Raw genomic sequence first — 20,955 nt, forward strand, 5'->3', positions numbered from 1 at the left:
GCGAGCCAGTCTCAAAGTGGTTTTACCCATCTTTACTCAGCACGTTAGCGAAGGAGATGGTTATTTCTTCTGCAGAAATGCATTTCACCAGAATGAACAGCGGTTTTAGAAAATTTACCAGATCAACCTCTTATAGGTTACTGAAAAATATTGCGTTATTACCCTTAGGGCGCTAAGAGTTATCTCCGGATCGTCATAAAACAGACAATAAGGCGAAGGACATGAAACCACAAACACGCACGCGCTTTACACTCTCTTTACTTACCGCCGGGATCCTGTGCGCCAGTACGGCATCCTGGGCGGCTAACGTCCCGGCAGGAACCGCGCTGGCAGAGAAACAGGAACTGGTCAGAAATAATGGCAGTGAACCGGCTTCGCTCGATCCGCATAAAGTCGAAAGCGATGTCGAATTCAATATTATCAGCGATTTATTCGAAGGTCTGGTGAGCGTCTCCCCGACGGGTGAAATTCAGCCCCGGCTGGCGGAAAAGTGGGAGAACAAAGACAATACCGTCTGGACGTTCCATTTGCGGCCGGGCATCACCTGGAGCGACGGGACAGCGATTACCGCAGAAGATGTGGTCTGGAGCTGGCAGCGCCTGATCGATCCTAAAACGGCGTCACCGTATGCCAGCTATCCGGGCAACATGCATATTGCCAACGCGGCCGATATCGCCCAGGGGAAAAAAGCCCCCGATACGCTGGGGGTAAAAGCGATTAACGACACCACCCTGGAAGTGACGCTCACGCAGCCAAACGCGGCTTTCCTTGCGATGCTTGCGCACCCGTCGCTGGTACCGGTGGACAAAGTGCTGATTGGGCGTTTTGGCGATAAGTGGACCAAGCCGGAGCATTTCGTCAGCAGCGGGGCGTATAAACTTTCTCAGTGGGTGGTCAACGAACGCATTGTGGCGGAGCGTAACGCGCGCTACTGGGATAATGCGCATACCGTTATCAACAAAGTGACGTATTTGCCCATCACCTCTGAAGCTTCAGATGTGAACCGCTATAAAGCGGGTGAAATTGATATTGTCTACACGGTCCCCATTAACCAGTTTGCCCAGCTGAAGAAAACCCTTGGCAGCGAGCTGGACGTTTCACCGCAGCTCGCGACCTATTACTACGAGTTCAACACCACGCGCCCGCCGTTCAACGACGCGCGCGTGCGTAAGGCGCTGAATATGGCGCTGGATAAAGACATCATTGCCGGGAAAGTGTTAGGGCAGGGGCAGCGTCCGGCGTGGCTGATTAGCCAGCCGGACATCGGTGGGGTCAAGCTGCAGAACCCGGATTACGCCAGCTGGCCGCTGGACAAGCGCATCACGGAGGCGAAAAAACTGCTCAGCGAAGCGGGGTATAACGAAAGCCATCCTCTGCGCTTCAACCTGCTTTATAACACCTCTGAATCGCACCAGCGTATCGCGATTGCCGCCAGCTCCATGTGGAAGAAAAACCTCGGCGTGGACGCGAAGCTGCAAAATCAGGAGTGGAAAACCATGCTGGATACCATGCACACCCACAACTTTGACGCGGTGCGTTACGCATGGATTGCGGACTACGACGATGCAGCAACCTTCCTGAACAACTTCCGTACCGGCGACAGCGAAAATACCAGCCAGTACAGCAATCCGGAGTACGACCAGGCCCTGATCAACGCCGCGAAAGCGAAAACAGCCGGGGAACGGGGTAAGTTCTACCAGCAGGCGGAGGATCTGCTTGGCCGTGATGTGCCAGCCATTCCGGTTTATCACTACGTTCGTACCCACCTGGTCAAACCGTGGGTAGGGGGATTCACACCGGATAAGCTCGGGTACTATTTCACAAAAGACATGTACATCAAAAAGCATTAAGAGGGCGGGCTGAATGTTATGCTGTTAAAATCGCCGATATGTCGTCAGTTCAACCGATTAAACGCGTTTTGGCTATTTTTACAGCGAACGATTGCAGCCACTCTTTACAGCACGCGGTGAGGTGTTTATAGTTCGCCTCACTTAGGAAGTGTGGCCGAGCGGTTGAAGGCACCGGTCTTGAAAACCGGCGACCCGAAAGGGTTCCAGAGTTCGAATCTCTGCGCTTCCGCCAGATATAAACCCCAGCTTACTCGTTAAGCTGGGGTTTTTCTTTTGGCGTGAATTTAAAACCTGACGTTTATGAACGGATAAACGCCAGAATGTCCGCGTTGATGGTCTCCGCATGCGTGGTGTGCATCCCGTGCGGGAAGCCTGGATAAATTTTCAGCACGCTGTTCGCCAGCAGCTTGTCCTGCAGAAGGGCGGCATTCTTATACGGTACGACCTGATCGTCATCGCCCTGCATTACCAGAACGGGAACCGTGATGGCTTTTAAGTCCTCCGTCTGGTCAGTCTCTGAAAACGCCTTAATCCCCTCATAGTGCGCTTTGGCACTGCCAATCATTCCCTGACGCCACCAGTTCTGAATCGTACCCTGTGAAACCTCCGCGCCATCCCGGTTAAAACCGTAAAAAGGGCCGCTGGCTACGTCGAGGTAAAACTGCGCGCGATTGGCTGCCAGCGCACTACGGAAGCCGTCAAACACCTCGATGGGTGTCCCGCCGGGGTTATTCTCTGTTTTGACCATCAGCGGGGGAACGGCGCTGACGAGCACCGCTTTGGCGACGCGCCCCTGCGGCTGGCCGTATTTCGCTACATAGCGGGCGACCTGGCCGCCGCCGGTAGAGTGACCGACATGCACGGCATTGTGCAGATCCAGGCTTTCAACCACGGCCGACGCGTCGGCCGCATAATGATCCATATCGTGACCTTCACTGACCTGATCCGAACGTCCATGACCACGACGATCGATAGCGATAACGCGATAGCCCTCTGCAAGGAAGAAGAGCATCTGGTTATCCCAGTCATCGGCACTCAATGGCCAGCCGTGATGGAAAACAATGGGTTGAGCTTCTTTCGGACCCCAGTCTTTGTAGTAAATGTTGACGCCGTCTTTCGTTGTTACGAATGCCATACCGCAGACTCCTCTGTTAAAAACAACACGACCCCTAAAGTGTAGGAGAAATCATATCAGCGGTGGGTTTCATTCCCGTGAAAGGTATTCATTTTGCATTCAGGGCTCTGGCGCGGTGCGCCAGAGCCCCCAGGGCGGGGTCATACAGTGGGGCTTAGCGGTTCTCTTCAATATAGCGGGCGAGATCTGCCGGGGTCTTCAACACCGTCGCTACGTCAGTTGGCGGGATCATACAGCCGTAAACGTCCTGCACTTCCAGCACCATATCGACTGCCAGAATAGAGTCGAGAATATCAGATTCAATCAGCTCATCGTGAAAGCCTACTTTACGGGATAATACTTTTTCGAACAGGGCGAGAATTTCGTTTTCCATTATGTTTCCTGGGATAATTAATGAGTGCGGGCGTAAGCGTCCAGCAATTTGCGGTCAATTTTGCCGTTAGGGTTCAGCGGCAACGCGTCTTTTACGATAATTTGTGAAGGCACCATATAGTGGGGAACCACTTTCGACAGCGAGGTTTTGATCGTGTCCGGTGCCATTTCCGTCACGCAGAACGCGGCAATACGCAGCACGCTGCCGCAGGGTTTCATCAGCGGCATCACTACCGCTTCATTAATGCCGGACATGGCCAGCAGACGGTTTTCGATCTCGTTGATTTCAATACGGTAGCCATTCAGTTTGACCTGACTATCGTTGCGACCCTGGCAATAGATCATCCCCGCTTCATAACCCAGATCGCCGGTCCGGTAGCCGCGACACGCGTCATCTTCCCGATGCAGTAATTTTGCCGCGTTCTCCTGCGGCAGGCCGAGGTAGCCGCGCATGACGTTTTTACCCCAGATAATCAGCTCGCCCTCGGCGGAAATGTCCATTCTGCTCTCCGGCATCATGACCCCCACTGGCAGCACGGCGCTGTCCTGGTTAAGGATCTCATCCGTAATTTCAACCACCGTCGTCGCGATGGTCGCTTCCGTTGGGCCATAGGAGTTGATGATTTTGGCCTGCGGGAAACGGCGGCGCAGCTGTTTAACCAGCGCTTTATTCAGCACTTCACCAATGAAGATAAAGACGCCGAGTTCAGGCAAATACTCGCTGTTAAACTGCGGGGACAGCAGCTGCTGGTAGGCAAAAGAGGGCGTGGACACCCAGGCGGAGACCGCGTTGCTTTTGAGTCGCGCCAGCCAGTTCTCTTTCTGAATATCCTCTTTGGCGTTGAGCACGATGTGTCCGCCCATCGCCAGGTTCGCCAGCAAAGGGATCAGGGAGAGGTCAAAGCTGAACACCGCGTGGTTCATCAGCACCGGTTTTGCCGGCAGGGAAAAGTCCTGGCTGACCCATTTCATGAAGTGCCAGACGCTCTCACGTCCAATCTGCACGCCTTTCGGTTTGCCGGTGCTGCCTGAGGTAAACATGATATAGGCCAGATCCTGCTCTTCCAGGACCTTGCCCGCTTCACCGGTGGCAATAAACTGCCGGGTTGCAACGTCGTAATAGTAAGGGACACTGGCCAGGCTACAAATCTCCCGGAGCCGCTCCTGCGGGTAGATGCAATCCACCGGGATGTACGGAATGTTGTGCAACAGGCAGCTATAAATCGCCACGGCGAACTCGGCCTGCTGATGACCATATAATACGACCGGTGTGCCTTCGATAGGCTTGCAGCGTTGATAGCGTTCCGCCCAGTCCATCACGGCGGCGGAAAGCTGTAGCCAGCTGAGGGTTTCGTCGCTACCCGTGATGGCCAGCTGCTGCGGGGAGGCGGGATCGCGCAATGCCGCACGTAAGAAATCCTGCAGTTCCTGTAGATCGGTGTGATATTTCATAGAGGAGACATTCCACTAAAGATGTAAAGGGATCCTGCGGCGCTGCCCAGCGTCAGAATTCGCCCCAAAAACGCAACTGCCGGATACTGCAAACCGCGGTGTAATGCCGGGCTGCGTTTGGCTGACCACAGCAGCATGTTGTGTGCGACAGAAATGGCGCCAAACAGCGCGCCGCTGATGACATAATGGCGTTCCAGGCCATTCCATGCCCCCATGCAGAACAGGGTGCAAAAAATACCGATATTTTGCGCCAGCGTTTTGTTCTGACGGAAAAAGTTGAACTTCATCAGGTTCATATAGACGGGCATAAACACCACATCGCGCAGCCATTCAGACAGGCTGATGTGGAAGCGCCGCCAGAAGTCCTGAGGGTTCTTTGCAAGCAGCGGCATATTGAAGTTTGCCGGAATATTCAGCCCGAATAAGCGCCCGGCACCGATGGCCATATTGCTGTAACCTGCAAAATCAAAGTACAGATAGGCGCTGTAAGCAATCGACATCACCACGCCGACGGTCAGCGAAAACGGCTTATGGCTCCAGGGCTGCACCACAAGCGAATCGATCAGCATGGCAAACAGGAACTTCTGGATGATACCGGTGACGATCTGCTCTAACGCTGTTAAACATTGTTCACGGTTAAGGGTGAATGCGGGTTTATTCACATCGCTCATCCATGTCCGCCAGCGATACATCGGCCCGGCCAGAATAATAAAGGGCATAAAGAGGTAGCAGAAATAGTGCAGAATATTCTGGCCCTCTTTTTTACTGCGATACAACAGCACATCCACCGCGCGAAAGGTCATAAAAGAGAGACCGATCATGCCGAGATGGTGATTAAAATGTAATTTCACCAAAAACAGTGGCAGCAGCGTTAACACGATCGCCTGCCAGGTTTTTAACCATCCTTTTTCTTTTAACGTGGCGAAAAGATAAAAACAGCCAAAAACGATCGCCGGAATACGATAATCGCCCTGAAAAATATAGCCCCAGCCCAATGCTGTCAGGACGGCCAAGGACGATAACCAGGTCAGGCGATGGCGCAGCAGGCGATTAATCAGCGCAAATACCAGTGCCGATGAAAATAAACAGACAAAAAACAGTCCTGAGCTGTACATCATTCGGCCTCAGAATTTCTGATATTCAAAATGCAGTTGCATACTCATGCTGTCATCGACAGCGGTCCACGCGACGATGGTGATCCCAAGCAGGAGATAAAGGAAAAACAGACGGATCGCGATTTTCATTATTTAAAACTCTGTGCAATAAAGCGAAGCATAGGCACCCAGGCCAGTTCAGTCGGGTGCAGTCGGTCCCAGTTCCAGCCATTCTGATAAGGCATAGCGTACATATCTAAATAAGGGATCTGGTTCTCTTTCAGAATGGATTGAATTTGCTTATCGTACGGGCGGAAAGTATCGGTATGGTAAAGCGCCCACGGGTTAACCGGGTCGACGATAGCAATGACCTGCACGTGATGTGCCTTCAGCAGCTGGACGGTTTTCCTGAACGCAGCGAATTGGCCGGGCACCACCGGCGTGTCATCCCACTGCTGCGGCTTACCGTCCTCTTCGTAAATCGTTTTGTCCATCCACAGGGTCGCCGCGCTTTGCTGGCGAACTTTATTTAATTCACGGGCATTCGCCAGCTCTTTATTCCAGTCCGGAGTCATGTGGGTGGTTGGCTGTTGCGGCCAGGGTTGCGCCGTCTCAGGCCTGATATTGAGCAGCGACAGCCAGTCGTTTTTTATCAGGGTACAAAAATTAGCGAACTGGAAACCGATCTCATCCCAAATCAGATCGGGGTGCCAGCCGAAGACACGCATTTGCCCAAAGGTTAAATGGCTTATCTCTTTAGCATCAATATGTTTTAAATAATTCACGAGGATCGGACGTGCCTGCGGATCCTTCATCAGGGGATCAAAAACAGAGCCCGGAAAATTATCCGCATAGATAGCGGGTGGCAGACCTTTTGAGTAAAAGCTGTCAGGTGCCAACAATAAAACCACTTTACTGTTTGCGTTAAGGCTATTTTTAAAACGTGAAAACAGTAAAAATTGTGTTTCATCATCGACAAACGCATCGCCATACGCCACGACGGGTTGGTGTAATTGCTGATTAAAATAATGATAGACCGCGTAATGTTCATCTTCGGAGGTGGCAACTTCAGAGGCACCAATGAAGAAAATGGCATTCCCCTCCAGGGTATGGGAAATGGTGGCAATTTTTTCCGCTTGTTCTTTCGTTGTGCCCGCCATGGATTTGATCAGCGGCTGGAATTTAAGCGGCGGATCAAAGCTGGTCACCAGCGGGTGAATGCTGAGGAATAAAATGGCCAGGGCTGCCATCAGGATATGTAAGCAAAACGTATTTTTGATTTTCATCATTAACCAGTAAGACTACATGGCGGCAATTTTCTAAAATCCGTTAATAACCGGCTTTATAACAATTACACAACAAATGGCCGTCTATTTTGGGGCATTCTATACCAGAGCGATTTAGAAGGATGAGCGTTGCCGTGTAACGGTATGTACAAGTGGGAGAGAGCGACGCGGGGATCGGGGAATGAGCGATTTTTTGTGCAGTTAAACGCCAGGGCGTAGAAATAGAAAAATTCCTGCTTTACAAGGCGCTAATAGATGTTTATAGTGCGCCTCACTTTGGAAGCGTGGCCGAGCGGTTGAAGGCACCGGTCTTGAAAACCGGCGACCCGAAAGGGTTCTAGAGTTCGAATCTCTACGCTTCCGCCAAATTCGAAACCCAGGTCGTTATGCGACCTGGGTTTTTTGTTTGTTAAAACCGCCTTAACCGGGAATTCTGGTGCCGGAGTTACTCCGTCGATACTGCAGCGGCGTCTGACGCATCATCTTTTTAAAGCAGGTAATGAAATAGGTCACCTCGCTAAACCCCACTGCCAGTGCAATGGCGTCAACAGGCTCACCGCTGTACCGTAAGAGATCGCAGCTGCTTTTAATCCGCCGGGTCAGCAAATATTCGTGGATGCTACCGCCGGTCTGCTGGCGGAAAATGCGTGAGGTATAGCTTCGCGAGAGCCCCAGGTCGTGCGCTAACCGATCGAGCGAAAACTTGCTGGCATAGTGGGCTTCGACCCAGCTCATTATCCGCGAGGCGACGGTCTGCTGGCGCGGCGGGTAGGGCTGCGGCTGCTCGGGCAGACATGTCATCAACTGCATCACCAGAAATGCCACCTCGCAGGCTTCGGTCTGCGCGTTGTCCTCCAGGCGCTGAAACTGTTCAAGTATTCTCTCAATAAACGCCGCGTGCGTGCTGAGATCGTAAATTTGTGCCGGGAGATTGCTGGCGGCCAGCGAGGCGAAGCGAGCCTGATGGCGCGGAAAGGTGCTGAGCGCACTTTCGACGACCGATTGCGCAATGTGCATGGTGGTGCGGTGATAGGGGTTCTTATCGCTATGATCGACCTGCACTTTGTGCAAACGGAAGGGCGGGAAGACAAATAAACGCCCCGGACGGGCGGTGTAGTGCTGATTGTCCACCACCACGATGCCATAACCGCTGGAAATATAGAGCAATTCAACGCACTGATGCCAGTGGTAGTAAACCGCGCTGGTGGTGTACATGCGGTTAAATGAAATGGCCTGCCGATCGAGCGTAATGCGTTCCAGCAGTTGCGTTTCACCCATTTTCCCTCCAGGACAACAGATTTAAATTTTTAGACCATCATTTGTAATTTATCCCTCTCTCGAACGACAAAATCCAGCAAAAATGAAATGCCGGTTTAATTTTGTGAGTCTGCTCACTCAGCACCGGGAATAAAAGCGGTTACTCTTCATTCAGACGTCGCACTCGTGGCTTTAATAAGCCAAATAACAATAACTTATCTCTACCCTCGTGTTATGCGGGAGGACCCTGTGCAACCTGAAAATATTCATGTGGATAACCCACTGACGAGCCGTGATGAGGTACTGCGGCTGGTTAACGATATGCTGAACGCGGTGACGCCTTATTTTAAAAAAGACGCCAGCCGCATTGATTTAGCGAACTTTACCGCTCACTACGGCCAGCAGGTCGCGAGCATGGAAACCTTTTCCCGTCTGCTGTGGGGCATCACGCCATTGTTGGCTGGCGGCAGCGAGCCGCAACACTTCTCTTTCTATTTACAGGCGATAAAAAACGGCACCAATCCGCAGCATGCTGATTACTGGGGCGATGTCGGTCCTTTCGATCAGCGAATCGTCGAAATGGCGGCTTACGGGTTACTGCTGGCGCTGGCGGGCGAAACCGTACTGGCACATTTCACTGAGACGGAGAAAGAGAATCTATGGCGCTGGCTAAAGCAGTGCGAGACCCAGGATATCCCCGATAACAACTGGCACTTCTTTCCGATTCTGGTGCAGGTTGGCTTCCATTATTGTGGCATGCCGACCCATCCGCAGGCGCTGGAAAATCATTTCGCTGCCATGGAGCACTACTATCTTGGCGATGGCTGGTACTCCGATGGACCGGGCCGGCCGCGCGACTATTACATCTCGATGGGCTTCCATTTCTATGGACTGATTTACGCGAAGCTAATGGCCGATGTCGATCCAACGCGGTGCGCAACCCTGCGCGATCGCGCCGCGCGTTTCTCCTCTGACTTCATTCATTTCTTTGCCGAAGACGGCGCGGCGATCCCGTTTGGCCGTAGCCTGACCTACCGCTTTGCCGAGGCGGCGTTCTGGAGTGCGGCGGCTTTCGCCGGGCTGGAGGTCTTTTCGCCGGGCGTGATTAAGGGCATCGTGCTGCGCCATCTGCGCTGGTGGCTGAAGCAGCCGATATTCGACCGTGACGGCATACTGAGCGTCGGCTACAGCTACCCGAATCTGGTGATGGCGGAAGACTACAACGCGCCGGGTTCACCGTACTGGGGCCTAAAGACCCTGCTGGTACTGGCATTAGATGAGGGCGACGCCTTCTGGCAGGCGGCCGAGCTGCCGCTGCCGCCATTACCCGCGCAGCACACGATAGCCCACGCGGATCAGGTGGTGGTGCATCAGGCCGATCACCTGTGGATGCTGACGTCCGGCCAGCTGGAGCTGAACAACTTCGTGAATACCGAAGCGAAATACTGCAAATTTGCCTATTCCACCCGCTTTGGCTTCACCCTCGAACGCGGGCGCTATGGCCTGAACCATGCCGCACCCGATTCGATGCTGCTGCTGGCCGAAAAAGATAACTACTGGCGTGGCCGCCGTGCATGCCAGCACGTGGTCACCGCCGACGGTACCATATACAGCCGCTGGCTGCCGTGGCGCGACGTGGTGATTGAGAGCTGGCTGCTGGCGCTGGGCGACTGGCAACTGCGCGTCCATCGTATCAATACTCAACGCGAGCTGGATTGCGCGGAAGGGGGCTTTAGCCTCGCGAACCGCCCACAGCCGCAGGCGCAGGAGATGGAAAGCGCCTGCTGGTTACGCAATGCCCAGGATGCCTCAGCCATTTTCTGTTTACATCCGCACGCCCGCCGCGGCGAAACGGTGGTGACGCCACCAAACAGTAATCTGTTGTTTGCCGAGCGCGCGGCAGTGCCGCTGCTGCGCGGCGAACTCGATCCCGGCACGCATTTGCTGATAAGCGCGGTGTGGGCGGGAAATGCCGCAGGCTTCGATCCGCAACACTGCCCGCAGGCCTTCATTAGCGATGACGCGGTACGCTTCGTGATGGCACGACAAGAAACGACGCTCGTTCTGGCCCCGGAGACATCGCTATGAGCACATCATCGTCCGTACGCGCCGCACAGTACAAAATGAGTACCTTTATTTTTCTCTACTTCTTCACCTGGTCATCCAGCTTTGGCCTGTACGCCTTGTGGCTGAGCCAGAAAGTGGGCCTCGATAGCATCACTATCGGCAGCGTGTTCGCCATCAATGGCGTCTTTGCGGTGGTCCTGAAGCCGGTGTATGGCTACATCATGGACAAAATCGGCATGAGCAAGTGGCTGCTCTATTTTGTCTGCACCATTTCTGCGCTGATGGCACCGTTTTTTGCGCTGGTATACCAGCCGCTGCTGGAAAGCCATGCGATGGCCGGGATTATCATCGGCGCGCTGTATCTGAGCCTGGGCTGGTACGCTGGCGTGGCGGCGTCTGAATCTTACGCTGACCGCTTTAGCCGCCTGTACGGGCTGGAGTTTGGCCGCATCAGAATGTGGGGTTCGCTGGGCTGGGCGATGGCGGCTTCGGTCTCCGGGCTGTTGTTTAACGTCACGCCGCTGGCCAACTTTCTGCTCAGCAGCGGTACCTCGGTACTGATGCTGCTGGTGCTGATTAGCCTCAAAATCGGCGATGAGCAGCTGCGTAATAACAGCGTTATTTCCGCCAATAAGATTGTCTTCGCCGATGTGCTGATGCTCCTGAAAAACCGCAAATTCTGGATGTTCAGCCTCTACGTCGCCGGGGTGGCGTGGATGATGTTTATCGCCGAACAGCAATTCCCGCGCTACTTCGTATCATTCTTCGCCACCAAAGAGCAGGGAAATGCCTGGTACGGCTACCTGAGCACCGTCCAGTCGGGTATGGAATTCCTGATGATGATGTGTATCCCGTGGCTGGTGAATCACTACGGCGCCAAGCGCGGCCTGGTGTTCTGCGGCTGCGTGGTAGGGGCTCGTCTGATCGCCTCCGGACTCACCAGTGACCCGATAGTGATCTCTATCATCAAACCGTTTTATGGCGTCGAGATCGCGCTGCTGCTGATCTCGGTCTTCAAATACATCGCCGAACATTTCCATCGTCGGGTTAACGCCACGATGTACCTGCTGGGCTACCAGGCGATGATTTACGTGGGGTCGATTGTGGTCGCCCCACCTGCTGGCTATCTGTACGACAGGATAGGCTTTGAGCATACCTATCTGCTGATGGGCTGCTGCGCCCTGATATTTACGCTGATTTCCGCCTTTACGCTGTCGCGCTGCCAGTCTAAGTGCGATGTCTCACGCCCCTTTGCTCCGGCATTAGATTCCGCCCCGGTTGAACCGGCCAAACATTAATTCAGGAGTTGTTATGACCAAATCTGTTATCACCGAAGCGCTGCGGCCGATCGAACTGCATCAGGTCGATCGCCTGGCCTTGAGCCAGAAGCTGGAAGCGGCGTTAACCCGCGTAACGCGCAAGCTCGACAAAAATATTGTTGCCTTCGGCGATAAATTCCCTGGCGAAGCCTGTGAGAAGGGCGTCTGGCCGCGCACCGATAACGTGGAATGGACCACCAGTTTTTGGCCAGGCCAGCTGTGGCTGGCGTGGGAGATGACGGGCAAAGCGCATTATCGTGACGCCGCCGAGCGCTATTTACCGTCGTTCGCCCGGCGTATTGAGCAGCGTATCGACACGGCAACGCACGATCTTGGTTTTCTCTATTCGCTCTCCTGCATCAGCGCCTGGCGCCTAACCGGCAACGAAGCCGCTCGCCGGTCGGCGCTGCTGGCAGCCGAGCGCCTGATGGAGCGTTTTAACCCAACGGCCAGGATTATCCAGGCATGGGGTGATTTAAACGACCCGGAGCAGCAGGGGCGAATGATCATCGACTGCAACATGAACCTGCCGCTGCTGTACTGGGCCAGCGAACAGACCGGGGATCCGCGCTATGCACAAGCGGCGACGGCTCACGCCGGACAGGCTGCGAACTATATCGTGCGGGAAGATGCCTCGACGTATCACACATACTATATGGATGTCCAGACGGGTGAGCCGCGCTTTGGTAATACCCATCAGGGCTACAGCGACACCTCGTGCTGGTCGCGCGGGCAGGCATGGGGCATTTACGGCTTCCTGCTCAGCTATCAGCACACTGGCGATAAGCAGATGGTTGAGCTGTCACGCAGCCTGGCACATTACTTCCTCAACCGTTTGCCGGAAGATGATGTGTGCCACTGGGATCTGGCGCTGCTCGGCACTGACGCCGTGCGCGACAGTTCAGCGGCGGCGATTGCCGCTTGTGGTCTGCTGGAGCTGGTCAAGGCGCTGCCGACGCTCGACGCAAACCGTGCGTATTACGAAGAGATGGCGCTGCGTATTGCGCTGTCGCTGACCGATAACTACCTTGCCCACGACGACGATCCGACCGAAGGGCTGCTGCAACACTCGGTTTATCATATGGGCAGCGGCAAGGGGGTCGATCAGTGCTGTAGCTGGGGAGACTATTTCTATCTCGAGCTGCTGGCGCGGCTGCGACAGATTTGGCACCCGTACTGGTAACCCTGAAGCAATGGAGAGCAAAATGAAAAGCGTAGCCGTGCTATTGGCCCCCGGTTTTGAAGAGGGGGAAGCGATCGTCACCATCGATATCCTGCGTCGCCTGAATATTACGGTGCAGACGATTGCCTGCGGCGAGAGCCGCGAAGTGGTGAGCTATCACGCCATCTCAATGGTGGCGGACAGCACCCTGAAAGCCAGTTTCGATTGCACCTTTGACGCCGTAGTGTTACCGGGCGGCCCGGAGGGCAGCGTTAACCTGGCGAAAAGCGCGGAGGTCATCGCCTTCGTCCGCCGCCACGATGAAATGGGCAAATATATCTGCCCGATTTGTTCCGCCGCCGCCCGTGTGCTGGGCGGTAACGGGCTGCTGAAGGGGCGCCGCTACGTCTGTTCCGGCGATCTGTGGAAAACAGTCGGCGAGGGCAGGTACGTCGATGCCGAGGTGGTGGAAGACGGCAATCTGCTGAGCGGTCGCGGCCTGGGTAACGTATTTGATTTCGCCTTTACCCTGGCGGCGCGATTACAGGGCGATGATGCCCTGGCGCGCGAGCAGGCCAGCCATATTGAGTACGCGTGGCAGGGTAACGGCGATGTGTGAGTTTCGCCCGGCGGCGCTACGCTTGCACGGGCCTACAATGAATAGTGCAATATATTGATATTGTTACGGATTGTAGGCCGGGTAAGCACAGCGCCACCCGGCAAGAAGGGCCGCTAAAATGTTGATGTCGTTTTACAGCCCAATCACCAGCTCCCCCGAATGGCTCCGCGAGCAGCACAGCGCCACCTGCTGGTTTGTTGCGCCTTTTTCCGCCTCCGACTGCACGCTGTCCCGGTGATCCACCACGCCGTCAATCACCGGCGTCAGGCAGGCGCCGCAGATCCCCATTTCACAGGACAGCGGTACGTCTACGCCGTTTGCCTGTAAGACCTGGGCAATGGTCTTATCCGCAGGCACCGGCCAGCGCTCCCCGGTGGAGGCCAGTTTAACGGTAAAGATCTCGCCGGTTTCATGACCAGCGGCAGGCGCAGCAGGCTGAAACGCCTCGCTGTGAATGTGGACGTTATCCCATCCCTTCGTCGTTGCCACATTGCGGACTTTCTCCATAAAACCCGCAGGTCCGCACACCCAGGCATGCAGTCCCGCTTCCGGTATGGGGAGATGTTCTGCCAGCGCTGAGCGGGGGCTGAGGGTATGAATGATGCACTCACCGTACTTTGAGAGTTCCCGAACAAACGCCGCGCTTTCGCGATTTTTAACGTAATAATGCAGCGTAAACGGCGTTCCGGCCGCCTTCAGCTGCAGGGCCATCGCAAACAGCGGCGTAATGCCAATGCCCGCAGCCAGGAGTAAAACCCGCTCTGCCTGAACGAGCGGGAACAGATTGCGTGGGGCGGAGATCGTGAGTTTCTGTCCAGGCCGCAGCGTCTCGTGAACGTAGCGCGACCCGCCGCGCGAGGCGGTTTCGCGCCCCACGCAGATAAGATACCCCTCGTCCTCACAGGCTCCGGTCAGGGAATACTGGCGCACCAGGCCGCAGGGCAGGTGCACATCAATATGCGCGCCGGGCTGCCACGCCGGTAGCGCGGCGCCGTTTTCCGCCACCAGCCTGACGGCGAGGCTTTTATCCCCCTCACGCCACAGCCCATCAACGATAACGCTCAACATATTGGCCTCCGTCATACCAGGAAAAATTCGCCGAATCCCATCTTTTTCAGTCCCCGACGGTAGGCAATCGAGCTTTTATCCGCCGGGATATGGGCTTCGAGCGTCAGATCCAGCGGCAGGCTTTCCGGGCGCTGGGTTTCGACCATCAGACGGTCTTCTTCAAAAATGCGCAGATTGAAGGCATGCACATCTTCCACCGGAATATGCAGATCGAAGTTGCGCGCGATAGGGGCGAACATCCGGGTCACCCGCGATGATACTGGCGACGCGGCGTTCATAATCACCAGTCGGGATTCCCCCGGGAAATGGATCGTCAGCGTGGCGGTAAACGGCAGATGCATTTCAAAATGACGCAGCCACTGGAAGCCCTCCGGAGCCTGGACGTCTGAACTGGCGGGATAGTTGCTCACGGAACTCCAGTAATCGGCCACGAAACCGAACGGCGTCTCCTGCGGCTGATAGGTGGGAACCAGTTGATTATTGGGATCGGCAAAGGTATCGGTGTGGATCCAGGCAAAGTGCGCCACGTCCAGAAATCCTTCCACCTGGCGGCCGGCGAAGCCATTCACCTCGAACGCCGGGCAGTTAATCTGCTGGAATCCGTCGTCATCCCAGTGCGGCATGGCGGGCAGCGGTACCGGATTGTCCGGGTCAAAGGCCAGACAGGTCCAGATCAGGCCAAAGCGCTCCTCCACGGCGTAGTTAATCAGGTTCAGCTTCGCCGGAACGGGCTGGTCGGGGCTGGACGGGATACGGTTGCAGCGCCCGTCCTCTCCGAAGCGTAAGCCGTGGTACGGACAAATAATGCCGTGCTCATCGTGAAAGCCGAGCGTCAGCGGTACGCCGCGGTGCGGACAGACATCCCGGGCGACCACGACCTGGTCGTTAATCCGGTAAATGACCAGCTGTTCATCCAGCAGGGTTGCTTTAACCGGTGCCGGGCCGATGTCGCAGGCGCGTGCAACCGGATGCCAGCATTTCGCCAGGCGCAGCCAGTCCTCTGGCTCAAAGGTGCAGTGGGCGGGTGGAGTCGGTTCTCTTTTCATCGTTGTCCCTCTTGTTCAGCCTAACGGGCCGCCCTGAATGGTTTCGCACAGACCGTTGATGATGCGCTCCCCGGTCTCCTCTTTCAGCTCCTGATACCAGGCCTGCGTCAACGTCATGTCTTTGCCGTGGGTGACGTCGCAGCGTTTGCGCGCCTTCAGCACCAGGTCACGCACCCGGTCGCAGCGCAGCGCTTCGTACTGTCGCAGCGCGAGCGTAATGTGATGGTTCTCTCGCAGGCATTCGCCCAGCACCACGGCATCTTCCATCGCCGCACAGCCGCCCTGGCCGATATCCGGCGTGGTGCTGTGCCCGGCATCACCAAGCAGCGCGACGTTGCCGCGCACCAGGGTATCGAACGGTTCGATGTCGTGGATTTCAATCCGGTTAGTGGTGTCAGGATCGAGCGCGGCGATAAGCTTTTGCACCGGCGGCGCCCAGCCGCGGAAGTAGCCCGTGAGATCGGCACGCAGGGTGGTGCGATCTTCTGCCAGACCCGCAGGGAGCGGCACGTCAAAGAAGAAGTAGAAGCGTCCGCCGGAGACGGGCATCAGCGATACGCGTTTGCCCTCACCAACGAAGGTGGTCCACTGGTGCGCCGGGGCAATCTCTTCATCAATCTTCACCAGCCCGTTCCAGTTCACGTAACCGGCGTAGCGGCGCTCCGGCGTATACCCCAGCACATACGGACGAACCGCCGAGTGGCTGCCGTCGGCGGCAATCAGAAAATCCCCGGTTGCCGCGGTGCCATCGGTGAAGGTGACGCTCACGCCCGCGTCATCTTCCCGGACACGTTCGACGCGCTTGCCAAACTGCACGTTATCGCGCCCCCAGAAGTCCAGCATTTCGCGCTGAAGTTCCGCGCGCGAGACGGGGCAGGGACGCCCGCCGGTGCGCTCGACCAGCGGCGCGAGGCTAAAGCGGGTCAGGGTATCGCCGCGCCGGTAATCTTTGTAGGCCATAAAACGCATCGGCCCGCCGTACGTCTCGATGATGTCGCCCATGCCGAGGTGCTGCATGCATTTCACGCCGTTAGGCCAGATGGATATGGCCGCCCCGACGGGCTTGATCGCTTTGACGGCTTCAAACACGGTACAGTCGATGCCCGCTTTCTTCAGCGCAACAGCGGCGCTCAGGCCGCCAATTCCCGCACCAATAACGATTGCTTTCATGCTTCTCTCCTTTTGCAGGGTGTAAAGCCATTCAGCAATTTGCGTACCAGGCTGCAAAGGGATGAAAACGGCGTTGAGAAGGGCAGGTTTGCACTGCTAAGGTGCGCAGACGCGGTGAGCTTGCCTTTTTTTGAATCAAAAATTTCCAGTTGAGCTATACGGAATCAACTGTTTCACGCTCAGGCAAAGGAGTGGCGTGGTTTGTGCAATGACCTGAAAGAGGATAATCAAGGAGATACTATGATCGCACTGCACGACTTTAATCGGCTTCCTGAGAAAGAGGCTCTCGCGCGGCTCCACCCCTGCGTGGCGATCCCCGGCTGGGCTGAAGCCCTGGTGCGCGGGCGGCCCTATTCCCGCCGGGAAGACGTGTTCAGTACGGCACTGGCGCTGACGCAACGCTGGGATGAGACGGCGTTAACGCAAGCCCTGAGCGCCCATCCGCGTATCGGGGAAAAGCCAGCGGGTTCCCAGGCGGAGGCAGCACTGTCGCGGCAGGAACAGGGCGCGGTGAATGACCGCGATGCTGCCCTGACGCAGGCGTTACGGGAAGGAAACGCCCGCTATGAAGCCCGTTTCGGACGGGTCTTTCTTATCCGCGCGAAGGGCCGCAGCGGAGAAGAGATCTTACAGGCGCTGAACGCGCGGCTGGAAAACAACGATACGCAGGAAGTATTGACCGCGCTGGAACAGCTGCGGGAAATTACGCTGCTGCGGCTGGAAGGAGTCATTAGCGAATGAGCACACTCAGCACCCATATTCTCGATATTTCAACGGGGAAACCCGCCGAGGGCGTGATGGTTCATCTTGAGCGGGACGGGGAGATCATGGCGACTGGCGTCACGAACGCCAGTGGGCGCATCACAGAATTCGTCCCGAACCTGGCAAAAGGCCGCTACCGGCTGGTGGCCGAAATCGGTAAGTGGTTTAGCGACACAGGCCGCGAGACGATCTATCCCTGCGCGCAGATTGAGTTTGTGACGGGAGAATCGGCAGACGAGCATTTCCATCTGCCGTTTGTGATTGCGCCCGGCGGCTGGTCAACCTACCGGGGCAGCTGACCACACCTGCACGCCGTTGACCCAGGTTTCGCTGATGTTGCGCTCATCGCCCAGGGTCATCAGCACAAAGAGCTGCTCGTAAATGTCCTGGCAGCGGCGATTGCGCAGGCGCTGCAGCGGCGTTACGTCCGGGTCGATGACGACGAAATCCGCCTCTTTGCCGGGCGTGAAGTTGCCAATCTTCTCGTCAAGCCGGAGGGCGTGCGCGCCGCCCAGCGTGGCGTGGTAAAACGCCTCGCTGGCGCGGAGACGGTAGCTCTGGAGCTGACCCACCTTGTACGCTTCCCCCAGGGTACGCAGCATGCTGAAGGTGGTGCCCGCGCCCACGTCAGTGCCGATGCCCATCCGCACTCTGTGCTGCCAGCAGGCGGGCAGGCGAAACAGCCCGCTACCGAGAAACAGGTTCGATGTGGGGCAAAACGCCACCGCCGAACCGGTGTCATGCAGGCATTGCCACTCGCTGTGGTGCAGGTGGATGGCGTGGGCAAACACGCTGCGCTCGCCGGTCAGGCCGTAGTGGTGATACACGTCCAGATAGAGTTCATGCTCCGGCCAGAGGTCGTTCACCCAGGCCACTTCGTTTGGGTTTTCGCTCAGATGGGTTTGCAGCCAGGTATCCGGAAACTCCTCTCTCAGCAGGCTGACCGCGGCGAGCAACTCGGGGGATGACGTCGGGGCAAAGCGTGGCGTAATGGCATAGCCCAGCCGCCCCCGGTGATGCCAGCGCTGGATCAGCTCGCGCGTCTGCCGGTAGCTCTGTTTCGCATCCTCGCTCAGGTAGTCAGGCGCGTGTCTGTCCATCATCACCTTCCCGGCGATAAGGCGCATGTTGAGGCGCAGCGCCTCAGTAAACAGCGCCTCGACCGATTCCGGATGCAGCGTGCAGAACACCAGCGCGGTGGTGGTGCCATTGCTCACCAACTGGTTAATGAAAAATTCGGCGATCTCTTTCGCGTAGGCTTCATCGGCAAACTGGCTCTCCACCGGGAAGGTATAGGTGGTCAGCCACTCCAGCAGCTGCTCGCCAAAGGCGCCGATCATCTCCGTTTGCGGATAATGCACATGGGTATCGATAAAACCGGGCAGCAGCAGCTTGCCGCGCAGGTCAGTGTAGCCTTTGTGCGGGTCAAGATACTGCTCGCCCTCCTGCCACGCCATGTGCGCCAGAATGTGGCCATTCTGAATAAACAGCAGCCCGTCCTCAAGGTAGCGCGCGTGTTCGGCAATGGTGTCTGCGCTGTCGCAGACCTGGGCAATGTCAAAAAATGTACCGCGTATCGCAGTCTGGTATTCCATCATGGTTCCTGCCTTCGTGTTTGCGTAGCGGGGTGAGAAAGCGCAGCAAGAACAGTGCCAGAATGAACGGGCCGCAGTTACGCTGCGGCCAGAGGAGGAGGGAAGGGTTACTCTTTTTGCGTTGCCACGCGGGAGCTGAACGTCGTCGCGCCTGCTGTCTCGCGATCTTCCCGCGCCAGCCAGCGGTAGGTCACGCCGCCGAGGAAGACGCCGATGAACCAGCTGAAGTTCGCCACCTCATGCAGGGCCGGGATAAAGCTAATCACCAGGCCCACGGCAACGGACGGGATCAGCGCGCCGATGGCTTTCGGGTTAAAGCCGTTGCGATACCAGTATTTGCCCTTTGGCGTGTCATCGAACAGGTCGTCAACCGACACCTTGCCGCGTTTAATCAGGTAGAAATCGGCAATCAGTATGCCGAACAGCGGGCCGATAAACGCCCCGAGCACGTCCAGGGTGTAGTGGATTAACTCCGGTGAGTTGAACAGGTTCCACGGGGTGAGCAGGATCGAGCCGACGGCAGCAATCATTCCCCCGGTGCGGAAGCTGATCTTCTGCGGCGAGCAGTTAGAGAAATCAAAGGCTGGCGAGACAAAGTTCGCCACAATGTTAATCCCGATGGTGGCGGTGATCATCGTCAGCAGGCCAATCGCCACGGCCAGATCGTTACCCACACGGCTGACGGTTTCAATCGGGTCGGTGATCATGCGGCCAAACAGCGACTGGGTACCGGAGACAATCACCACGGTGACGATGGAGAACAGCAGGAAGTTAAACGGCAGACCCCAGCGGTTACCGCGGCGGATCTCCCCCATGCTTTTCCCGTAGCGGGAGAAGTCACCAAAGTTGAGCAGCGGGCCGGAGAAGTAGGAGACCACCAGCGCGGTCGCGGTGATCATCTGCCAGGTTTGCTCGCCCGCGGTCAGGGATTTGCTGGCGAGGGTAAAGGAGATCCCGTCAAAACCGGTCTTGTATACAATCCAGCCCGCAAGGGCCAGCATCACTACGTAGACCGCCGGACCGGCGATATCAATGAAGCGCTTGATGGCGCTCATCCCGTGCCAGAAAACCATCGCCTGCAATACCCACATGATGGCGAAGCAGATCCAGCCCAGATGTGACAGGCCGAGGAACGCGCCGGTGGTGAGTGAAGAGAGCGACGGCCAGAACTTCAGTGCCACCAGCATCAGGGCGTTGGCGGCCAGGTAGGTCTGGATGCCATACCACGCAAAGGCGATAAGCCCGCGGATCACCGCCGGAATGTTCGCCCCAAAGACGCCGAACGCCTGACGGCTGATCACGGCATAGGGCACGCCCGCCATCTGGCTCGGTTTTGCGACCAGGTTGGCGCACAGTTGCACAATACAAATCCCCACCAGCAGGCAGAGTAACACCTGCCAGCTTGCCAGCCCGAGCGTAAAGAAGCTCGCGGCGACCACATATCCCCCCATGCTGTGAACGTCCGACATCCAGAATGAAAAGATGTTGTACCAGCTCCAGTTCTGGTCACGCGTGGGTGCCAGATCCTCATTGCAAAGACGTGGGCTGTAAACCGCACCGGAATCAGCGGCCGTACCCTGCTGCGCGTTTTGACTGTTTGGCATGAAACCTGCTCCTGTGAATGAAAACCCGTTGAGTGGGAGTGCAAACGGTGTTGCAGGATCCAGGCCAAAATAATAAATCTTGTATGCAATATTTTAT

General features: G+C 56.3%; 18 protein-coding genes and 2 tRNA genes. 9 read left to right on the forward strand and 11 right to left on the reverse strand.

The window, feature by feature from the left end:
- The first annotated feature begins 221 nt into the window (after positions 1–221).
- Together AAER43_RS07820 and AAER43_RS07825 are read left to right on the forward strand one after the other, a co-directional pair.
- Positions 222–1,850: an ABC transporter substrate-binding protein gene (locus tag AAER43_RS07820; RefSeq protein ID WP_014883267.1), complete on the forward strand. Its 1,629-nt coding sequence runs from the start codon at positions 222–224 to the stop codon at positions 1,848–1,850.
- A gap of 144 nt (positions 1,851–1,994) precedes the next feature.
- Positions 1,995–2,082 (forward strand) — tRNA-Ser (locus AAER43_RS07825).
- Positions 2,083–2,148: 66 nt separating this feature from the next.
- Here the strand turns inward: AAER43_RS07825 and AAER43_RS07830 are convergent.
- The 5 genes from AAER43_RS07830 to AAER43_RS07850 all read right to left on the reverse strand — a co-directional run bounded on the left by AAER43_RS07830 (position 2,149) and on the right by AAER43_RS07850 (position 7,189).
- A complete protein-coding gene (locus tag AAER43_RS07830; protein ID WP_014883268.1) occupies positions 2,149–2,985 on the reverse strand; it encodes an alpha/beta hydrolase in 837 nt (278 codons plus the stop codon).
- 154 nt (positions 2,986–3,139) lie between these two features.
- A complete protein-coding gene (locus AAER43_RS07835) occupies positions 3,140–3,358 on the reverse strand; it encodes an acyl carrier protein (protein WP_023332630.1) in 219 nt (72 codons plus the stop codon).
- Positions 3,359–3,375: 17 nt separating this feature from the next.
- On the reverse strand, positions 3,376–4,809 hold the full coding sequence (locus AAER43_RS07840) for an AMP-binding protein (protein WP_045134642.1): 1,434 nt from the start codon (positions 4,807–4,809) through the stop codon (positions 3,376–3,378).
- The gene (locus tag AAER43_RS07845; RefSeq protein ID WP_023332632.1) at positions 4,806–5,924 is read right to left on the reverse strand and encodes an MBOAT family O-acyltransferase; all 1,119 of its coding nucleotides are present in this window, start codon (positions 5,922–5,924) and stop codon (positions 4,806–4,808) included. Before AAER43_RS07845 ends, AAER43_RS07840 begins: the two co-directional genes overlap by 4 nt.
- A gap of 128 nt (positions 5,925–6,052) precedes the next feature.
- Positions 6,053–7,189, reverse strand: coding sequence for a D-alanyl-lipoteichoic acid biosynthesis protein DltD (locus tag AAER43_RS07850; RefSeq protein ID WP_057057640.1), 1,137 nt, complete (start codon positions 7,187–7,189; stop codon positions 6,053–6,055).
- 278 nt (positions 7,190–7,467) lie between these two features.
- Here AAER43_RS07850 and AAER43_RS07855 point away from each other — a divergent pair.
- A tRNA-Ser gene (locus AAER43_RS07855) sits at positions 7,468–7,555 on the forward strand.
- A gap of 54 nt (positions 7,556–7,609) precedes the next feature.
- Here the strand turns inward: AAER43_RS07855 and AAER43_RS07860 are convergent.
- Positions 7,610–8,467 carry an AraC family transcriptional regulator gene (locus AAER43_RS07860; RefSeq protein ID WP_050862051.1) on the reverse strand — a complete coding sequence of 286 codons (858 nt, stop codon included), beginning with the start codon at positions 8,465–8,467 and terminating at the stop codon, positions 7,610–7,612.
- 228 nt (positions 8,468–8,695) lie between these two features.
- Here AAER43_RS07860 and AAER43_RS07865 point away from each other — a divergent pair, with 228 nt between their 5' ends.
- The 4 genes from AAER43_RS07865 to AAER43_RS07880 are packed head-to-tail and all read left to right on the forward strand — an operon-like array spanning position 8,696 to position 13,613.
- Positions 8,696–10,534 (forward strand): DUF2264 domain-containing protein, encoded by a 1,839-nt coding sequence (locus tag AAER43_RS07865; protein ID WP_050862050.1) that lies wholly within the window; start codon positions 8,696–8,698, stop codon positions 10,532–10,534.
- Entirely contained in the window at positions 10,531–11,811 is a 1,281-nt protein-coding gene (locus tag AAER43_RS07870) for an oligosaccharide MFS transporter (RefSeq protein ID WP_050862049.1), read from the forward strand. The genes AAER43_RS07865 and AAER43_RS07870 overlap by 4 nt, the downstream gene beginning before the upstream one ends.
- A 13-nt stretch (positions 11,812–11,824) precedes the next feature.
- The gene (locus tag AAER43_RS07875) at positions 11,825–13,015 is read left to right on the forward strand and encodes a glycoside hydrolase family 88 protein (protein ID WP_023332637.1); all 1,191 of its coding nucleotides are present in this window, start codon (positions 11,825–11,827) and stop codon (positions 13,013–13,015) included.
- Between the two features lie 22 nt (positions 13,016–13,037).
- Positions 13,038–13,613 carry a DJ-1/PfpI family protein gene (locus tag AAER43_RS07880; protein WP_050862048.1) on the forward strand — a complete coding sequence of 192 codons (576 nt, stop codon included), beginning with the start codon at positions 13,038–13,040 and terminating at the stop codon, positions 13,611–13,613.
- A gap of 132 nt (positions 13,614–13,745) precedes the next feature.
- Here the strand turns inward: AAER43_RS07880 and AAER43_RS07885 are convergent, their stop codons facing one another.
- The 3 genes from AAER43_RS07885 to hpxO are packed head-to-tail and all read right to left on the reverse strand — an operon-like array spanning position 13,746 to position 16,897.
- Positions 13,746–14,681, reverse strand: coding sequence for a PDR/VanB family oxidoreductase (locus tag AAER43_RS07885; protein ID WP_047028029.1), 936 nt, complete (start codon positions 14,679–14,681; stop codon positions 13,746–13,748).
- An 11-nt stretch (positions 14,682–14,692) separates the two neighbouring features.
- Positions 14,693–15,727, reverse strand: coding sequence for a molybdenum cofactor-independent xanthine hydroxylase subunit HpxD (hpxD, locus tag AAER43_RS07890; RefSeq protein ID WP_014883280.1), 1,035 nt, complete (start codon positions 15,725–15,727; stop codon positions 14,693–14,695).
- Positions 15,728–15,742: 15 nt separating this feature from the next.
- Positions 15,743–16,897 (reverse strand): FAD-dependent urate hydroxylase HpxO, encoded by a 1,155-nt coding sequence (gene hpxO, locus AAER43_RS07895; RefSeq protein ID WP_023332640.1) that lies wholly within the window; start codon positions 16,895–16,897, stop codon positions 15,743–15,745.
- Between the two features lie 240 nt (positions 16,898–17,137).
- On the opposite strand from hpxO, the gene uraD reads away from it, so the two are divergent.
- Together uraD and uraH are read left to right on the forward strand one after the other, a co-directional pair.
- Positions 17,138–17,638 carry a 2-oxo-4-hydroxy-4-carboxy-5-ureidoimidazoline decarboxylase gene (gene uraD, locus AAER43_RS07900; protein WP_050862047.1) on the forward strand — a complete coding sequence of 167 codons (501 nt, stop codon included), beginning with the start codon at positions 17,138–17,140 and terminating at the stop codon, positions 17,636–17,638.
- On the forward strand, positions 17,635–17,958 hold the full coding sequence (gene uraH / locus AAER43_RS07905; protein ID WP_050862046.1) for a hydroxyisourate hydrolase: 324 nt from the start codon (positions 17,635–17,637) through the stop codon (positions 17,956–17,958). The genes uraD and uraH overlap by 4 nt, the downstream gene beginning before the upstream one ends.
- Here the strand turns inward: uraH and guaD are convergent.
- Positions 17,938–19,254: a guanine deaminase gene (guaD, locus tag AAER43_RS07910; RefSeq protein WP_050862045.1), complete on the reverse strand. Its 1,317-nt coding sequence runs from the start codon at positions 19,252–19,254 to the stop codon at positions 17,938–17,940. The genes uraH and guaD overlap by 21 nt on opposite strands.
- A gap of 107 nt (positions 19,255–19,361) precedes the next feature.
- The gene (locus AAER43_RS07915; protein WP_023332644.1) at positions 19,362–20,858 is read right to left on the reverse strand and encodes an NCS1 family nucleobase:cation symporter-1; all 1,497 of its coding nucleotides are present in this window, start codon (positions 20,856–20,858) and stop codon (positions 19,362–19,364) included.
- Positions 20,859–20,955: the final 97 nt, after the last annotated feature.

Origin of the sequence: Enterobacter sp. FUJ80071, assembly GCF_038739915.1 — a bacterium.
GTDB classification, from domain to species: Bacteria; Pseudomonadota; Gammaproteobacteria; order Enterobacterales; family Enterobacteriaceae; genus Enterobacter; species Enterobacter kobei.

Bases quoted from the DNA above. Each gene is read 5' to 3' on its own strand.
- uraH (WP_050862046.1), top strand. From the start codon at position 17,635: ATGAGCACACTCAGCACCCATATTCTCGATATTTCAACGGGGAAACCC.
- hpxD (WP_014883280.1), bottom strand. From the start codon at position 15,727: ATGAAAAGAGAACCGACTCCACCCGCCCACTGCACCTTTGAGCCAGAG.
- AAER43_RS07850 (WP_057057640.1), bottom strand. From the start codon at position 7,189: ATGAAAATCAAAAATACGTTTTGCTTACATATCCTGATGGCAGCCCTG.
- AAER43_RS07870 (WP_050862049.1), top strand. From the start codon at position 10,531: ATGAGCACATCATCGTCCGTACGCGCCGCACAGTACAAAATGAGTACC.
- hpxO (WP_023332640.1), bottom strand. From the start codon at position 16,897: ATGAAAGCAATCGTTATTGGTGCGGGAATTGGCGGCCTGAGCGCCGCT.
- AAER43_RS07830 (WP_014883268.1), bottom strand. From the start codon at position 2,985: ATGGCATTCGTAACAACGAAAGACGGCGTCAACATTTACTACAAAGAC.
- guaD (WP_050862045.1), bottom strand. From the start codon at position 19,254: ATGGAATACCAGACTGCGATACGCGGTACATTTTTTGACATTGCCCAG.
- AAER43_RS07880 (WP_050862048.1), top strand. From the start codon at position 13,038: ATGAAAAGCGTAGCCGTGCTATTGGCCCCCGGTTTTGAAGAGGGGGAA.
- uraD (WP_050862047.1), top strand. From the start codon at position 17,138: ATGATCGCACTGCACGACTTTAATCGGCTTCCTGAGAAAGAGGCTCTC.
- AAER43_RS07835 (WP_023332630.1), bottom strand. From the start codon at position 3,358: ATGGAAAACGAAATTCTCGCCCTGTTCGAAAAAGTATTATCCCGTAAA.
- AAER43_RS07860 (WP_050862051.1), bottom strand. From the start codon at position 8,467: ATGGGTGAAACGCAACTGCTGGAACGCATTACGCTCGATCGGCAGGCC.
- AAER43_RS07885 (WP_047028029.1), bottom strand. From the start codon at position 14,681: ATGTTGAGCGTTATCGTTGATGGGCTGTGGCGTGAGGGGGATAAAAGC.
- AAER43_RS07915 (WP_023332644.1), bottom strand. From the start codon at position 20,858: ATGCCAAACAGTCAAAACGCGCAGCAGGGTACGGCCGCTGATTCCGGT.
- AAER43_RS07820 (WP_014883267.1), top strand. From the start codon at position 222: ATGAAACCACAAACACGCACGCGCTTTACACTCTCTTTACTTACCGCC.
- AAER43_RS07875 (WP_023332637.1), top strand. From the start codon at position 11,825: ATGACCAAATCTGTTATCACCGAAGCGCTGCGGCCGATCGAACTGCAT.
- AAER43_RS07840 (WP_045134642.1), bottom strand. From the start codon at position 4,809: ATGAAATATCACACCGATCTACAGGAACTGCAGGATTTCTTACGTGCG.
- AAER43_RS07845 (WP_023332632.1), bottom strand. From the start codon at position 5,924: ATGTACAGCTCAGGACTGTTTTTTGTCTGTTTATTTTCATCGGCACTG.